This window comes from Pseudomonas sp. 13159349, from assembly GCF_013305685.1.
Lineage (GTDB): Bacteria > Pseudomonadota > Gammaproteobacteria > Pseudomonadales > Pseudomonadaceae > Aquipseudomonas > Aquipseudomonas asiatica.
Window position 1 is genome coordinate 2,470,721 of sequence record NZ_CP045553.1, and the last position, 15,702, is coordinate 2,486,422.

Here is a 15,702-nt window from a genome sequence, read left to right on the forward strand (position 1 = left end):
TTCCGCTCAGGCATTGGAGGAAGATTTTAGTTTTACTGCAGCGGCGAAAAGCCGGTGGGCCGCAGCATTCGCGACTGCAAGCGCAGCACCGCGCCCAGTTCGCGATTGCGCCTTGAGAACTCTGCCCAACGGGGGTCCGCTGCCATGGCTGCGCGGCGTGCCATGCGTTCGTCGAGGCTGGCATAGCCCCAGATATGCACCACCTGGTTGACCTCGCCGAACTCGCTGGTGAAAAAGCCGACCAGGTTACCGAGATGCTCGCTTTGCACCTCCAGCGCGTGGCTTTGGTACAGGCTCAGCCAGTCGGCCATTTTCAGTGGGTCGAGGGTGTAGGTTCTCAGTTCGTAGTACATGCTGGGGTCTCCATTTGGGTGGGTGGCGCCTGCAGGCGCGCGGCGATGTGGTTGGCAGCGAGCCAGCCGAATGTGAGGGCGGGGCCCAGGGTGATGCCGGGGCCGGGGTAGGTGCCTTTCATCAGTGAGTTCATGTCGTTGCCGACTGCATACAGCCCGGCAATCGGCTGGCCATCGCGGTTCAGCACGTTGGCCTGGGCGTTGGTCACCAGGCCGCGGGCTGAGCCAAGGTCGCCGGTGTGGATGCGGATGGCGTAGAACGGGCCGCTGGTCAGCGGCGCCAGGCATGGGTTGGGCGTGTGTTGCGGGTCGCCCATGTAGCGGTTGTAGCTGTTGCCGCCTTTGCCGAACGCGCGGTCGATGCCGTTGCGGGCATCGGCGTTGAACTGCTCCAGGGTCTGCATGAATACCTGTGGGTCGACACCAATGGTCTTGGCCAGTGCCTGCGCTGTTGCGGCGCGGTGCAGGTAGCCGGCATGGATCAACGCCTGGTTGTCCACCGGCTTTGGCCGCGCCAGGCCCAGGCCGTAGCGGTTCATCGCTTCGGCATCGCAGACCAGCCAGCAGCTGGCGATGCCTTTGGCGAACATGGTCTGCACGAAGTGGTGGTAGGAATCGGACTCGTTGACGAAGCGTCGCCCGTCCGGGCCCACCGCGATCATCCCCGGCTTGGCGCGGTCGGTGACCAGGTGCGGGAAGCGCTCATGCTCGCCACTGGCATGGCGCAGTTCCGAAACCGGTGCCCAGAAGAAGTTGGCCACCAGGCCCTCACCCTGGGCTGCGGCCACGGCTTGGCCAAGGCGCAGGGCAGCGCCGTCATTTGTGGGCGGTGACATGGTCAGGTGCGGCGCTTGCCGGCCCGGCCGGTAGCTGTCGGCCAGCGCGCCTGCAGCGAACCCGCCCATGGCGCACACCACACCGCCCCGGGCCAGCACCCGTTCACGGCGCCCTTCGCGTTGCACCACCACGCCGGTGACCACGCCGCGTTCGACGATCAGCTCCAGGGCTTCGCTGCGCAACCACAGCTGCGTGCCATGGGCGAAGGCGCTGCTGGCCAGGCGGGCGATCAAGGCATTGCCGGTGGTAAGGCGGGTGCCGCGCGGATGATGCAGGCGGTCCCGCGCGTAACGCGCCATCAGCTTGAGGCAATGCCACAGCGACCGGGGCGAGCGGCGAATACTGAGAAAGTGCTGGATATCCACGCGGTTGACCATCATGCCGCCGAACAGCAACATGCCGGGCGGCGGCATCTGCAGGTCCTTGAAGTGCGAGCCGAGCTGCCTGCCGTCGTACTCGACCATCTCCAGCGCCCGGCCAAACTGGGTGGCACCGGGGGCGTCCGGGTAGTAGTCCGGCGAATGCGGGCGCAGGGCGTAGCGCAGTTCGGTGTTCTGCTCCAGCCAGCGCAGCGCCTGGTGGCCATGCTCGATGAAGGTGTCGACCAGCGCGGGGTCATAGCCGTCGCCGATGACCTGCCGGAGGTAGGTGCGAATGGCCTCGGGGGAATCCACCGCACCAGCGGCGCGGGCTTGATCAGTACCATAGAGCCACACCGCCCCACCGGAAATTGCCGAGGTACCGCCAAAGTGCTCGGCCTTTTCCACCACCAGCACTTTCAGCCCCCGGCGGGCGGCGGTGGCGGCAGCGGTAAGGCCACCGGCGCCGCTGCCCAGCACGACCAGGTCAAAGTTGTGTTGCGTATGTTCATGTGTCGGCATGGCTTCAGATCTCCAGCGGCGTGACGCCCATGAAGGCGCCCAGGTGGCCGAGTTGGGCGAAGGCCATTTCCGGGCCGGTCTGGACCGAGCAACCTGCCTGGCGTGCCCGTTTCAGCAGCGGGGTGATCTCGGGTGAGGTGACCACATCGGCGACCAGGGTTTCGGGTTGCAAGGTGGCGAGCAGGGCGGCAGGCAGTGGCAGCTCCGCGCTACCGCCCATGCCGACAGGGGAGGCGTTGACCAGCAGGTCGAAGCCTTCCAGCCCGTCGACCCGGGTGGCGAGTTCGACCGCGGGGAAGGCATTGCCGAGCAGCTCGCACACAGCGCCCATGCGCGCGGTGCTGGGGTCGCTGAGGGTGATGCTGGCGATGCCGGCCTCGCCCAGCGCATAGGCAATGGCACTGCCGACCCCGCCACAACCGATCACCAACGCACGCTTGCCCGCCGGCTCGAAGCCATGTTTGCGCGCAGCACCGAGGAAGCCGGCGCCGTCCACGTTGTCGCCCAGCAGTCGCCCGTCACGCTCTCGGCGAATCACATTGACCGAGCCCAGCGCGGCTGCGCGCTCGCTCAGGCCGTCAAGGCGGCTGGCCAGGGCCTGCTTGTACGGCACGGTGACCACGCAACCGCGCAGGTTCTGCCAGCCGCGCAGGGTGCCGGCGAAGGTAGCCAGCGCGGCCTCATGCAGATCGATGGGCAGCATGGCGAGGTTGCAGTTGTTGTTGGCGAACCAGGTGTTGAAGTTTTCGGGGGACTTCACCTGGGCAATGGGCGAACCGACGATGGCGACCAGTTCAGTCGAACCACGAATCATGCTGACCTCCTTATTGGCGTTGTTATGCAGGCCAAGGGTGAGGCAAGGGGGCGTGGGCAACAATGCGCTGATCGGGCGTTTGATGCGATAATCGCAACCTTGATCCGGTTATCGCGGTAATCGGCTGTTTTTGCCCTGCTTGCGAGTCGAATAGATGAACACCCCCGCTATCCACCCCCGTGACCTGATCGCCGGCTTGCAGAAGGGCCTGGCGCTGATGCAGCTGTTCAGCGCCGAGCAGCCGCGCCTTAGCGTGCCGCAGGCGGCCAGGTTGTCCGGCCTTACCCCCAGTGCCGCGCGGCGGTTTCTGTTGACCTTGGTGCACGAAGGGTTTGCCGAAACCGACAGCCGTGAGTACTGGCTTACGCCCAAGGCGCTGCGCCTCGGCCAGGCGTATGTGGATTCGGCGCAACTACCGCGCATGCTGCGGCCGATAGTCGAGCAGGTGGCGCGGCAGACGCAGGAGCATGTGTCGGTGGGTACCCGTGATGGTGACGAGATCATCCATCTGGTACGCAGCCGTTACAGCCATGTGTCCTCGTTGTCGATCCGGCCGGGTTCGCGGGTGCCGATGTATTGCACTGCCGGCGGGCGCGTCTGGCTGGCCTGGCTGGATGAGGGGGAGCGGGATGCCTACTTTGCGCGTAACCCGCTGCGAGGGTTGACGCCTTATACACAGACGGACCGGTTGCAACTGGAGGTGGAGTTGCTGCGGGTGAGGGAGCAAGGGTTCTGTATCGTGGACCAGGAGTATGAAGTCGGCATGCGCGTGCTGGGTGTGCCACTTCTGGACCGGGCTGGCCGGCTGAAGGCGACATTGACCATCACCACCCATGCTTCGCGGTTGAGTGTGGATGAAATACGCTTGCGGTATCTGCCGACCTTGTATGAGGCCCAGGCGTTATTGCGGCCGGTGCTGGATTGAGGCGGTATGGTTCGGGAATCGTGCTGCCGTCTTCGCGGGTAAACCCGCTCTCATAGAACAACACATGACTCATTGGTTTAGTGAGGTTCTGTAGGAGCAGCCTTGTGCTGCGAAGAGGCCGGTACTGACAAAGCCTGTCTATTGCTTGTACCGGCCTCTTCGCAGCACAAGGCTGCTCCTACAAAGGACGCTTCAAACGAGCGATATTTGTTCTATACGTGACGGCCCAGGTCCTCGGCTTATCGCTCGATCTGGCGGTTCCAGCGCGCGTTCCACTCGGGGCGCTGGGTATTGACCTGGTCCCAGTCGATGGTCACGGCGGTCTGCAGGTAGGTCTGCATGGCTTCGACCTGGCCACGGGTCTTGTCGCTGGTGGGCGTGTTGGGGTTGGACGGGATCTGGTCACCCAGCTCCAGTGCCGGCGACTGCGCCTCGGGGCTGAGCAGGAACTCGGCGAGCTTCTGTGCAAGCTCCGGCTGGTCGTTGTTGGCCGTGACGCATTCGGCCTGGTTGAGCACCACGGCACCTTCCTTGGGCGCGGCGTACTCCACCGGGATGCCTTTGAGCTTCAGCGCCGTCACCTGGGTGGGGGTGAGCGGGAACAGCGCGGCTTCGTCGGTTTGCACCATTTCCGAGAGCTTGGCCGAATTGGGGATGTACTCCAGCACGTTCGGGCCCACGTTCTTCTGCCAGGCGGCGAAGCCCGGGTTGACGTCGGTATCGCTACCGCCGTGCAGGCGGTTGTACATCAGGAAACCATGCAGGCCGAAGGTGGACGATGCCATCGACTGGAACACCACCTTGTCCTTGAAGCGCGGGTCGGCCAGGTCGTTCCATGAGGTAGGCGCTGCCCAGCCATTGGCCTTGAACAGGCGGCTGTTGTAGGCAAGCCCGGTCACGCCCAGGCTGACTGCGGCAGCCTTGTCCTTGATCAAAGCCTTTTCCGGCAACTGGGCCAAGGTCGGGTTGGGTTTGAGCGTGCTGCACAGGCCCATGCCGATGGCGCGGTACATGATGCCGTCATCCAGCACCATCACATGGATCGACGGCTTGTTCGGCGTGGCCTGGACCTTGGCCAGGATGTCGGCCGAGGTGCCGGGAACGATCACCACCTTCACCCCGTTGGCCTGCTCGAACCTTGGCAGGATATTGTCGCTGAACAGCCGCTCCATGGTGCCGCCGTTCATGCCCAGGTACAGCGTGGGTTGGGCCATGGCGGGCAGGCAGGCGAACAGGCCGGGCACGGTGCAGAACAGGGCGAGCAAACGTTGCTTGTGCGTCATGACAGGTTTTCCTTGTAGTGGTTGGGCTGAAAGCGGTTGATGGAAAAAGCCGCCAGGCTGAGTGCCGGCGCGCCGTGCAGGATGCATTGCGCCAACGCTTCACCGGCAGCCGGGCCTATCTGGAAGCCGGCACCGGCAAAGCCGAAACCATGCAGCAGGCCGGGCTGGTGCAGGCTGGGGCCGAGCACCGGTTCGTCATCGGGCAGGTAGCCTTCGGTGCCGCTCCAGGTGCGAATGGCCTGGGCGCCGGCCAGTGCCGGGTACAGCTCGGTGGCGTTGCGCAGGATGTCGAGCACTGCGGCCTGGCCCGGGCGTGCGGTGGTCGGGGTAAGGGCAAAACCGCGCCCGCCACCCAGCACGCAGTTGCCACGCGCCACCTGGCGGGCGTAGATGCCGCCGCCTTCGACCCCGGTGCTGGCGGTCATGAACAGCGGCAGCGGCTCGGTCACCAGCATGGCGGGGTGGGCCGCGGTCAGCGGCACCGGCTCGCCGAACTGCTCGGCCAGTTGCGCCGACCAGGCGCCGGCGCAATTCAACAGCCAGGGCGCCTTGAAGCCTTGGCCGCTGCTGGTGCTTACGCTGAAACGGTGGCCGTCGTGCCCCACCTCCAGCACCTTGCACTGCTCATGCACCTGGGCGCCGCTGCGTCTGGCCGCCTGGGCGAAGGCCGGTGACACCAGCCGTGGGTTGGCATGGCCGTCCTCGGGGCAGTACGAGGCGCCGACAGCGATATCGCCCACCCAGGGGAAGCGCTGGCGCAGTTCGCGTCGTTCAAGCAGTTGCAGGCGAAGGTCAAAAGCCTGGGTACGCCGGGCATAGGCCTTCAAGGCATCGAAGTCGGTTTCGCTGCGGGCCAGCTTCAGGTGGCCGCTGCGGGCGTATTCGCCATCGATGCCGATCCAATCGCGCAGATTCCCCCAGATGGCATGGGCGCGCATCGACAACGGCAGCTGGGCCAACGAGCGGCCCTGGCGGCGCACACCCCCGTAGTTCACCCCGCTGGAGTGCGAGCCGCAGAAGTCGCGTTCCAGCAATGCCACTTGCCGACCAGCGCGGGCCAGGGTCAAGGCAGCGCTGCTGCCGACGATGCCGCCGCCGACGACGATGGCGTCCACTTCGATCAGCTTCATGGTTTTATCTCCAGGCCAAAGGGCAGGGGCTTGACCGGAGCCTGGCCACGCAGGCGCCCGACCTGGTCAATGGCCCGACCGCTTTCGCAGGCGATCAACTCGGCGGCAGCAGCACCGCACACGCGGCCCTGGCAGCGGCCCATACCGACTCGGCATATGGCTTTGACCCGGTTGATTTCCCAGTGCCCGGCACGCACGGTGGCGCGGATTTCCCCGGCGCTGATCTGCTCGCAGCGGCACACGGTGAGCTGGTCCGGAGCTTGCCGTGCCCACTGCTCGGGAAACGGAAAGGCCTGCTCCAGCCCCTGGCGGAAGCGCTGCAGGGTGGCCAGGCGCCTTTCCAGTTGCTGCTGGCGCTGCGGGTTGCCGGGCTTGCCGAGGTCGGCCAGCAGTGTCAGGGCGGCCAGTTCACCGCTCATCTCGGCACCGTCGGCACCGAGGATGCCGGCACCGTCGCCTGCCAGGTATACGCCGGGGCTGCTGGCCCGGCCCTGGGCATCACGTACCGGTAGCCAGGCGCGGTTGAGCGCGCTCCAGGCGAACTGGCAACCCAGCAGGTCGGCCAGTTGGGTTTCACTGCGCAGGGCGTGGGCGAATGCCATGGCGTCGCACGGCAGGTCGTGTTGCTGGCCATTGCTCAACCAGCGCACACCGCTGGCGCGTTGCTCGCCGTCGATACCCAGCAGGGTCACGCCCTGGTGCACGGGCACCCCCTTGCGGGCCAGCCAGGCTCGGTAGTACAGGCCCTTGGCAAAGGTGCCCGGTTGCAGAAGCAGGCGTGGCAGGGCACGCACCTGGGTGCTGAACGGTGAGGTGTCGAGCACCGCGCTGACCCTGGCACCGGCCTTGGCATACTGGTAGGCCACCAGGTACAGCAGCGGCCCGCTGCCGCCCAGCACCACCCGTTCCCCGATCGCGCAGCCCTGGAACTTCAGGGCGATCTGCGCAGCGCCCAAGGTATAGACCCCAGGCAGGGTCCAACCGGGTATCGGCAACACCCGGTCGGTGGCACCGGTGGCGACGATCACCCGGTCGAACGCCAGGCGGTCGGCCAGGTGGCCCTGTTGCAAGGTGTCCAGCACTTGGTTCTCGGCGTTCCAAACCAGGGTGTCCGGGCGGTAGTCGACCTGCCCGCGCAGTTGCTCGAGGGTGTTGTGCAGGGCTTGGGCCTTGCCGGCCTCGAAGCCGTACAAGGCTTTGGCCGAGCGGCGAAAATTGGCCGGCTGCTGGCGGTAGATCTGCCCGCCGCCGCGGCTGGCTTCGTCCAGCAGCACCGGGCGCAGGCCGTGGGCTACGAGGGTTTGCGCGGCGCGGATGCCGGCCGGGCCGGCGCCGATGATCACGATCGCACTCATGGCTGGCGCCCCGGGTCGCGGGTCACGCACTGGCCCGATTCCAGAAAGGTCGAGCAGGCGCGTACCCGGCGGCCATCCTGCAGCCGTACCCAGCAGTCCTGGCAGGCGCCCATCAGGCAGAAGCCGGCGCGTGGTTCGGCGTTGAAGTCGCTGCCGCGCAGGTGCCCGGCATTGGTCAGGATGGCAGTCAGCAGGGTATCGCCGCTCATGCCTTTGGCCGGTTGGCCGTCGAGCAGGAAAGGCACAGGCTCGCGGTCGTGTTCGGCCACGCGCTTGAACAGGGGCATGGGAGCATTCCTTGTCATTGCTTGCCCACCAGCACGCGGTCCAGGCCATATACGCGGTTCAGGGCGACCATGGTCAGGGCGGTGACGGCGATCACCAGCGCCGAGACGGCGGCCATCATCGGGTCGATGGATTCGGTGGCGTATACGTACATGCGCACTGGCAGGGTCTGGGTGGCAGGCGAGGTGACGAAGATCGACAGGGTCACTTCGTCGAAGCTGTTGATGAACGCCAGCAGCCAGCCGCCGGCCACACCGGGCAGGATCATCGGCAGGGTGACCTTGCAGAACAGCGTGACCCGGCCAGCACCCAGGCTTTGCGCGGCCTGCTCGGCGCTGCGGTCGATACCGATGGCTGCAGCCAGTACCAGGCGCAGCACGTAAGGTGTGATCACCACGACATGGGCGAACACCAGCCAGGCGAAGCTGCCATTGACCCCCAGCAAGGCGAACAGCCGCAGCAAGGCAACACCCAGAACCAGGTGCGGGATGATGATCGGCGACAGCAGCAGGCCGTTGAGAAAGCCTTGGCCGGGGAAGCTGTAGCGGGTGATTGCCAGGCCCGCCGGCACGGCGATCAAAGTGGCCAGCGAGGCAGCCAGGGCCGCGAGTTTCAGGCTGTTGTAAAACGCATCGAGGAAATCGGCACGCTCGAACACGGCGCTGAACCAGCGCAGCGAGAAGCCGGCGGTGGGCAGGCTGAGGGTGTTTTCCGGGGTGAATGCCACCAGGCACACCACCACCAGCGGGGCGAGCATGAACAGCATCACCAGGGCGTGAAAGGACAGGGCCAGCGGGCCGTTACGGGTCATCGGTTCAGACTCCAAGTGCGCGTTTGTAGCGGTGTTCGACCAATCGGTTCCAGCTGAGCATCACCAGCAGGTTGATCAGCAGCAGGGCCACGGCGATGGTTGCACCCATCGGCCAGTTCAGTTCGGCCAGGTACTGGTCGTAGATCATGGTGGCGACCATCTTCAGGCGGCGACCGCCCAGCAGGCCTGGGATGGCGAACGAGCTGGCGGCCAGGCCGAACACGATCAGCGTGCCCGACAGCACGCCGGGCATGATCTGTGGCAGCACGATGCGGCGGAACACCGTCCACTGGCTGGCACCCAGCGATAGCGCAGCCTGCTCGGCAGTCGGGTCGAGTTTCTGCAGCGAAGTCCACACCGGGATGATCATGAACGGCAGCATCACGTGGACCAGGCCGATGATCACTGCAAACGGCGTATACAGCAGCTTCACCGGCTGCCCGCCGAGGGCAGTGATGCCCTGGTTGACCAGGCCGTCGGCGCCTAGCAGCAGGCTCCAGCCGAAGGCTCGCACCACTACCGAAATCAGCAGCGGGGTCAGCACCAGGATCAGGAATATGGAGCGCCACGGCGCGCCCATGCGGCTGAGCACCAAGGCCTCGGGGATGCCGATCAGCACGCAAAGCAGGGTGACCAGGGCGCTGATCCAGAAGGTGCGGAAGAAGATCTCGTAGTAGTAGGTGTCGGTCACCAGGCTCAGGTAATGGCCGAGGGTGTACTGGCCGGCCTGGATGCCGCTGCTGTAGTCGAACGCGTTGAACGACAGCAGCACGGTCAGCCCCAATGGCACCACCAGCAAGGCCAGGAACAACAGCAGCGCCGGGCTGCTCAAGCCATAGCCCCAGGCGCTGCTGCGCAGCTTTGCCGCGCTCATGCCGCCACCTCGCCAGCGTTCAGCACCCGCAGCAGGGCATCGTTCCAGTCCAGGCCGACCTGTGTGCCTTCATCCAGCGGGGTGTTGCCGTCGTTGGCACGCACCACGGCCAGGTTGCCCAGGGCGGTGTCGACCCGATACAGCCATTGGCTGCCGAGGAAGTAACGGCAGCTGATGCGGCCTGCGAGCTTGCCGCTGCCGGCCGGGCCGAGGCTGATCTTTTCCGGGCGCAGGCTGAGGGTCAGCGGGCCCTGGGCATCCGCCCGCGGTTGCCCGTCGGGGCCGGTTACGCCGTGCAGGCGGTTGGCCTTGCCGACAAAGTCGGAAATGAAAGGCGTGCCCGGGTGTTCATACAGGCGGTAGGGGGCATCGACCTGGGTAATGCGCCCGGCTTCCATCACCACCACCCGGTCGCTGATCGACAGCGCCTCGGCCTGGTCGTGGGTGACCATCAAAGTGGTAATGCCGACCTCGTTCTGGATACGGTAGATCTCGAACTGCATTTCTTCACGCAGATGGGCGTCCAGGTTGGACAGTGGTTCGTCCAGCAGCAGCACCGGCGGTTCGATCACCAGTGCACGGGCCAGGGCCACCCGTTGACGCTGGCCGCCGGAGAGTTCGCGCGGGTAGCGCTCGGCATGTTTGTCCAGGCGCACCAGCGCCAGGGCCTGGTCGACCCGGCGGGCTATGTCGGCGTTGGCCACCTTGCGCATGCGCAGGCCGAAGGCGACGTTGTCGCGCACGGTCATGTGCGGGAACAGCGCGTAGCTCTGGAATACCACGCCCAGGCCTCGGCTGGCCGGCTTGGCGTGGGTGATGTCGCGGCCGTCGAGGACAATGCGGCCGCTGGTGACCTCGACGAAGCCGGCAATCATTTGCAGGGTGGTGGTCTTGCCGCAGCCCGAAGGGCCAAGCAGGGAGACGAACTCGCCTTTCTCGATGGCCAGTGACGAGCTGGCCACTGCCTCCGTGGCGCCATAGCGCTTGCAAAGCTTGTCGATCAACAGAAAGGTCATGGCTGTGCTCCATCGCAAACGGAACCGGGGTCAACCGGCAGTTTCAGGGTGGGCAGAGCGCCAGCGGCGAAAAGCAATGCTTTTACGGACGTTGGCGCTCGCTTCTGTGGCGGCGGCCGATGTTGTGATATCGCCCTATGGACCGGAGAGTAGGGCAATGATTAGGATGGCGACAAAGGGTAATTTCACTGGGTGACAGCTATTTTGAAATTATTCCGCTGACTGGAATTTTCTAAGGTTTGACGAAAAATGGATTCCGATAAACGAAATGAGCAGGCCAAGGAAGTAGGTGTCAGTGCAGTGTCGCGTTTGTTCGCCGTGTTGCGTGCGCTGGGAGATTGCGGTGGCGAGGGCGAGAAGGTCAGCCAACTGGCGCAGCGGGTTGGCCTGGCGCAACCCACGACCCACCGCCTGCTGCGCAGCCTGATTGAAGAAGGCATGGTCGACCAGTGCGCGACCAGCAAGCGCTACCGGCTGAGCCTGGATTTTTTTGCCTTGGCGGCCAAGGCAGGGCAAGCCGGCAACCTGCGCGATGTGGTGCGCCCCAGCCTGCTGCGGCTGTCGGCCTCGCTGGGCGATTCGCTGTTCCTGCTGGCGCGCTCAGGGTTCGATGCGGTGTGCCTGGACCGCAGCGAAGGGCCATACCCGATTCGTACCTTCACCGGTGATATCGGCGGCCGTGTGGCCTTGGGGGTGGGGCAGGGCAGCCTGGCAATCCTGGCCTTCCTGCCGGAGGAGGAGCGCGACGAGGTGATCCGCTACAACCTGCCGCGGCTGAAGGATTTCCACCATTACGACGAAGTCATGCTGCGCGCCGAAATCGACAATGTGCGCAGCCTCGGCTATGCCGGGCGCAATACTGGAGTACTCGATGGCATGGCCGGCCTGGCGGTGCCGATCCTCGATCGTAACGGCCATGCGGTGGCGGCCATGAGCGTGGCGACCATCAGCGACCGCCTGGGGCCCAACCGCATGCCGACCGTGGTAGCGCTGCTCAAGCGCGAGGCGGCGGCGATTGGCGAGCGGGTCAACCCGTTCGACCCGGTGCTGCGCCGGCCTTCGCATGTGTTTGGTTGAGGGCCAGGATTGAGCTCAGTCCATCGTCGCGATGGAAACTGATGGAGGTCGACGCATGGCACCGGCTTTGCCGGTGTTCGCCGGGCCCGCTCCCATACAGGCCTACTCCATCGCTTCGGCCACGCCCTGGTCCTCACCCAGGAACCCGCCGCTCTGGTGCTGCCACAACCGCGCATAAGTACCGTTCTTCGCCAGCAGTTCCGCATGGGTGCCTTGCTCGATGATGCGCCCTTCATCCATCACGATCAGCCGGTCCATGGCGGCAATCGTCGACAACCGGTGGGCGATGGCGATGACGGTCTTGCCTTGCATCATTTCATCCAGGCTCTCCTGAATGGCCACTTCCACTTCCGAGTCCAGCGCACTGGTGGCTTCGTCCAGCAGCAGGATCGGCGCGTTCTTCAACATCACTCGGGCAATGGCGATGCGCTGGCGTTGGCCACCAGACAGCTTGATGCCGCGCTCTCCCACCAAGGTGTCGTAACCCGTGTTGCCCTGGCGGTCGCTGAGCTGGCTGATGAAACCATCGGCCTGGGCATTGGCCGCAGCGGCGCGGATCTGCGCTTCGGTGGCATCGGGGCGGCCATAGGCAATGTTGTCGCGAATCGAGCGGTGCAGCAGCGAGGTGTCCTGGGTGACCATGCCGATCGCCGCGCGCAGGCTGTCCTGAGTGACCTTGGCCACGTTCTGCCCGTCGATACGGATTTCCCCTCTGTCCACGTCGTAGAAGCGCAGCAGCAGGTTGATCAAGGTGGATTTGCCGGCGCCGGAGCGGCCGACCAGGCCGACTTTTTCGCCCGGGCGAATGTGCAGGCTCAGGTCGTCGAGCACCTGACGCTCGCCGTTGTAGTTGAAGCCCACCTTGTCGAAACTCACCGCGCCACCCGTGGTTACCAGCTCGGCAGCGCCCGGCGCATCCTTTACCTTGGGGCCGCGGGTGAGGGTGGCCATGCCGTCCTGCACGGTGCCGATGTTTTCGAACAGCGAGGTTATCTCCCACATGATCCAGTGCGACATGCCGTTGATACGCAAGGCCATGGCGGTGATCGCCGCCACCGCCCCGGTACCGACCTGGCCCTGGTGCCACAGCCACAGCGCATAGCCACCGGCAGCGATGATCAAGCCCACCACCAGCGCCTGGTTGACGATTTCGAACTGGCTGACCAGACGCATCTGGCGAAAGCCGGTCTGCTTGAAATCCTCCATGGCCGCGCGCGCGAAGTGCGCTTCGCGGTTGGCGTGCGAGAACAGCTTCACCGTGGTGATGTTGGTGTAGGCGTCGGACACCCGCCCGGTCATCGACGATCGCGCATTGGCCTGCTCCTGGCCGACCTTGCCCAGGCGTGGCACGAAATACAGCATGGCCAGGCCGAACAGTACGACCCAGGCAATGAATGGCAGCATGAGTTTCAGGGCAAAGCCACCGGCCAAGGCAATGATCGCGATGAAGTACACCCCGATCCCGGGCAGGATCTCGATGATGGTGAACAACACATCGCGCACCGCCAGTGCCGTCTGCATCACCTTGGTGGTGACCCGACCAGAAAACTCGTCAGAAAAGAACGACAGGCTCTGGCGTAGCATCAGCCGGTGAAAGTCCCAGCGCAGCCGCAGCGGCAAGTTGATCGCCAGCACCTGGTGCTGAACCATGGTGCGCAGCGCCACCAGCCCGATGCTGACCAGCAGGACGATGCCAATACCCCACAGCACCCGGGTTTCTTCGGGGCCGACGGTACCGCCGGCCTGCCAGGCCGAGAGCAGGTCCACGACCTGGCCGAGAAAGGCGAACAGCCAGGCTTCGTAGATCGATACCCCGGCACTGAGCAGCGCAAGCGCCAGGATGTAGCCGCGTGCGCCCCGGGTGCAGGCCCACATGAAGCGCAACAGGCCAACCGGTGGCGGTGGTACCTCATCAGGTGGGAAGGGATCGAGCCAGCGCTCAAAGATGCGAAGCATGCTTGTCTCCGGAAAATCAATTCTTGCCTGGCCGGTGACCATGACACGCAGCGATATGTCCGCTGTCGCCATGGCAGGCTTGGGCTGCAATGCAGCCCCAGTCAAGCCGGCAACCTTAACTGACAGACACTGACCCAACGGTCGTTGTTAACAAAACTTTGCAAATTATTACATTTCTGTCTGATTTCATTTTGCCTTGGTGCTGTAGGGGTACCCGCGACGAGATCGGGCCTGCAGGGAACGGTCAGCGCCGTGCCGACAACTGCTGCGGTGCCAAAAAAGCATCATGGAAGTAATTGCGTACAGCCTGCATCGCCGGGCTGAACGCCCGTTCCCGGTGCCAGGCCAACCCGACGCTCATCGGTGTCACCGGGTCGCTGATGCTAACCGTCTCGATACGCTTGCCCTCCAGCGACCAAGGCCGGTGCACCAGGTCCGACAGGATCGCTACACCGCTACCATTGGCAACCATGCTGCGCACGGCCTCCACCGAACTGGTCCGCACCCGCACTCTCGGCCGCTGCCCGGCCTGCTCCCAATAGCGCATGGCGCTTTGCTCGGCCTCATCCACGGTCAGCAGGATGAACGGCTCGCAGGCCACATCGGCCAGGCTTACCGCCGAGCGCTCGCACAGCGGATGGTTGCCAGGCAGCCACAGGCGGCGTTCGGAGTTGAACAGGGTTTCCGAGACGATGTCCGGGTGGGTGAGGTTGGCGGTGAGTACCACTGCCATGTCGAAACGACCCTCCAGCAACCCTTGCTCGATGGCGCTGCGCTCCTGCTCGTACAGCTCCAAGGTCACATCCGGATGCCAGTGCTCCAGCCGCTGCAGGTGATGGGGCAGGAAGTAGCCGATCACCGTGTAGCTTGCCGCCAGGCGCAGCAGGCCACTGGCGCGCACGTCCGGCAGCGGGCTATTCAACGCATCGTCCACGCTACGCAGGATCACGTAGGCGCGGTTGAGGAAGTGCCGGCCGGCCTCGGTCAGGCTCATGCCCTGCGCCGAGCGCTGGAACAGCAGCACGCCGAGCATCGCCTCCAGCTCCTTGATCGCCGTGGTCACTGCAGACTGGGAAATGTTCAGGTGGATTGCCGCCTGGGAAATCTGGCCGATCTCGGCGGTGGCGACGAAATAGCGGACCTGGCGCAGGGTCAGTGACACGATAGCTCCCGGGGTATCTGATTTTCAGAAGACACCCTATCTGTTTATAGATCTTCCCAAGGGGGTGCGGAGAATCTAACGTGGCTTGCATGCAGTCACAAGCGCCAGGAGAGACAGTCATGCAGGTGGTGGATTTCAACTCGGACATGGGTGAGGGCTTTGGCCCGTGGACGATTGGCGACGGCGTCGACAACGAGCTGATGGGCTACATCAGCACGGCCAACATCGCCACCGGCTTCCATGCTGGTGACCCCGGCACCATGCGCCGTACCGTCGAGCGGGCCAAGGCCCTGGGCGTCGCAGTGGGGGCGCACCCTGGGTTCCGTGACTTGGTCGGCTTCGGCCGCCGGCACATCAATGCCCCGGCCCAGGAACTGGTCGACGACATGCTCTACCAACTCGGCGCCCTGCGTGAAATTGCCCGCGCCCAGGGCGTGCGCCTGCAGCACATCAAGCCGCACGGTGCCCTGTACATGCATCTGGCACGTGACGAAGAAGCTGCACGGCTGCTGGTGGAGAACCTGCGGGTGATCGAGCCGGAGCTGCTGCTGTACTGCATGCCGGGTTCGGTGATCTGCCGCATTGCCCAGGAACTTGGCCAGCCGGTCATTCGCGAGTTCTACGCCGACCGCGAGTACGACCTGAGCGGTTCGATCGTGTTCACCCGCAATGTGCGGGGCTACGAACCTGGAGCGGTCGCTGAACGGGTGTTGCGGGCTTGTCAGCAAGGCGTGGTGCGCACGGTCGAGGGCCAGGACCTGGCCATCGAATTCGATTCCATCTGCCTGCACAGCGACACCCCGGGGGCGCTCGACCTGGTCGAGGCCACGCGCAAGGCGCTGGACGCTGCCGGTATCGTGGTGCGTGCGCCACGCTGAATCCGTGGGGCATCCGGCAGGTATACGCCGGAGCCCGTGCAATTTGCTTTCGCCTGCCTTTCTGT

15 protein-coding genes are annotated in these 15,702 nt (G+C 64.9%); 3 read left to right on the plus strand and 12 right to left on the minus strand.

Annotated elements, in window-relative coordinates; translation table 11 throughout:
* Window positions 1-32 precede the first annotated feature (32 nt).
* Genes GEV38_RS11590 through GEV38_RS11600 form a run of 3 tightly spaced genes read right to left on the minus strand, consistent with a single transcriptional unit; the run spans window position 33 to window position 2,885 of the window.
* A complete protein-coding gene (locus GEV38_RS11590) occupies window positions 33-353 on the minus strand; it encodes an NIPSNAP family protein (RefSeq protein WP_013972108.1) in 321 nt (106 codons plus the stop codon).
* A complete protein-coding gene (locus GEV38_RS11595) occupies window positions 338-2,071 on the minus strand; it encodes an FAD-dependent oxidoreductase (protein WP_054571861.1) in 1,734 nt (577 codons plus the stop codon). Before GEV38_RS11595 ends, GEV38_RS11590 begins: the two co-directional genes overlap by 16 nt.
* A 4-nt stretch (window positions 2,072-2,075) precedes the next feature.
* Window positions 2,076-2,885: a shikimate dehydrogenase gene (locus GEV38_RS11600; RefSeq protein ID WP_015269994.1), complete on the minus strand. Its 810-nt coding sequence runs from the start codon at window positions 2,883-2,885 to the stop codon at window positions 2,076-2,078.
* A 154-nt stretch (window positions 2,886-3,039) separates the two neighbouring features.
* Between GEV38_RS11600 and GEV38_RS11605 the strand changes: the two genes are divergently transcribed.
* Window positions 3,040-3,810: an IclR family transcriptional regulator C-terminal domain-containing protein gene (locus GEV38_RS11605; protein ID WP_054571860.1), complete on the plus strand. Its 771-nt coding sequence runs from the start codon at window positions 3,040-3,042 to the stop codon at window positions 3,808-3,810.
* Between the two features lie 239 nt (window positions 3,811-4,049).
* Here GEV38_RS11605 and GEV38_RS11610 read toward each other — a convergent pair whose 3' ends face one another.
* The 7 genes from GEV38_RS11610 to GEV38_RS11640 are packed head-to-tail and all read right to left on the minus strand — an operon-like array spanning window position 4,050 to window position 10,564.
* Window positions 4,050-5,093 (minus strand): ABC transporter substrate-binding protein, encoded by a 1,044-nt coding sequence (locus tag GEV38_RS11610; protein ID WP_015269996.1) that lies wholly within the window; start codon window positions 5,091-5,093, stop codon window positions 4,050-4,052.
* A complete protein-coding gene (locus GEV38_RS11615) occupies window positions 5,090-6,223 on the minus strand; it encodes an FAD-binding oxidoreductase (protein ID WP_054571859.1) in 1,134 nt (377 codons plus the stop codon). The genes GEV38_RS11610 and GEV38_RS11615 overlap by 4 nt, the downstream gene beginning before the upstream one ends.
* Window positions 6,220-7,578: an NAD(P)/FAD-dependent oxidoreductase gene (locus GEV38_RS11620; protein ID WP_054571858.1), complete on the minus strand. Its 1,359-nt coding sequence runs from the start codon at window positions 7,576-7,578 to the stop codon at window positions 6,220-6,222. Before GEV38_RS11620 ends, GEV38_RS11615 begins: the two co-directional genes overlap by 4 nt.
* Complete coding sequence (locus GEV38_RS11625) at window positions 7,575-7,865, minus strand: (2Fe-2S)-binding protein (RefSeq protein WP_013972115.1); 291 nt, start codon at window positions 7,863-7,865, stop codon at window positions 7,575-7,577. Before GEV38_RS11625 ends, GEV38_RS11620 begins: the two co-directional genes overlap by 4 nt.
* A 14-nt stretch (window positions 7,866-7,879) precedes the next feature.
* Window positions 7,880-8,674, minus strand: coding sequence for an ABC transporter permease (locus GEV38_RS11630; protein ID WP_054571857.1), 795 nt, complete (start codon window positions 8,672-8,674; stop codon window positions 7,880-7,882).
* A 4-nt stretch (window positions 8,675-8,678) separates the two neighbouring features.
* Window positions 8,679-9,548: an ABC transporter permease gene (locus tag GEV38_RS11635; RefSeq protein WP_015270000.1), complete on the minus strand. Its 870-nt coding sequence runs from the start codon at window positions 9,546-9,548 to the stop codon at window positions 8,679-8,681.
* Entirely contained in the window at window positions 9,545-10,564 is a 1,020-nt protein-coding gene (locus GEV38_RS11640) for an ABC transporter ATP-binding protein (protein WP_173895819.1), read from the minus strand. Before GEV38_RS11640 ends, GEV38_RS11635 begins: the two co-directional genes overlap by 4 nt.
* Before the next feature lie 249 nt (window positions 10,565-10,813).
* Here GEV38_RS11640 and GEV38_RS11645 point away from each other — a divergent pair, with 249 nt between their 5' ends.
* A complete protein-coding gene (locus GEV38_RS11645) occupies window positions 10,814-11,641 on the plus strand; it encodes an IclR family transcriptional regulator (RefSeq protein WP_054571856.1) in 828 nt (275 codons plus the stop codon).
* 102 nt (window positions 11,642-11,743) lie between these two features.
* Here the strand turns inward: GEV38_RS11645 and GEV38_RS11650 are convergent, their stop codons facing one another.
* Both GEV38_RS11650 and GEV38_RS11655 read right to left on the minus strand, forming a co-directional pair.
* Complete coding sequence (locus GEV38_RS11650) at window positions 11,744-13,597, minus strand: ABC transporter ATP-binding protein (protein ID WP_054571855.1); 1,854 nt, start codon at window positions 13,595-13,597, stop codon at window positions 11,744-11,746.
* Window positions 13,598-13,841: 244 nt separating this feature from the next.
* Complete coding sequence (locus GEV38_RS11655) at window positions 13,842-14,759, minus strand: LysR family transcriptional regulator (protein ID WP_015270004.1); 918 nt, start codon at window positions 14,757-14,759, stop codon at window positions 13,842-13,844.
* Between the two features lie 119 nt (window positions 14,760-14,878).
* Between GEV38_RS11655 and GEV38_RS11660 the strand changes: the two genes are divergently transcribed.
* Window positions 14,879-15,637 carry a 5-oxoprolinase subunit PxpA gene (locus GEV38_RS11660; RefSeq protein WP_013972122.1) on the plus strand — a complete coding sequence of 253 codons (759 nt, stop codon included), beginning with the start codon at window positions 14,879-14,881 and terminating at the stop codon, window positions 15,635-15,637.
* Window positions 15,638-15,702 lie beyond the last annotated feature (65 nt).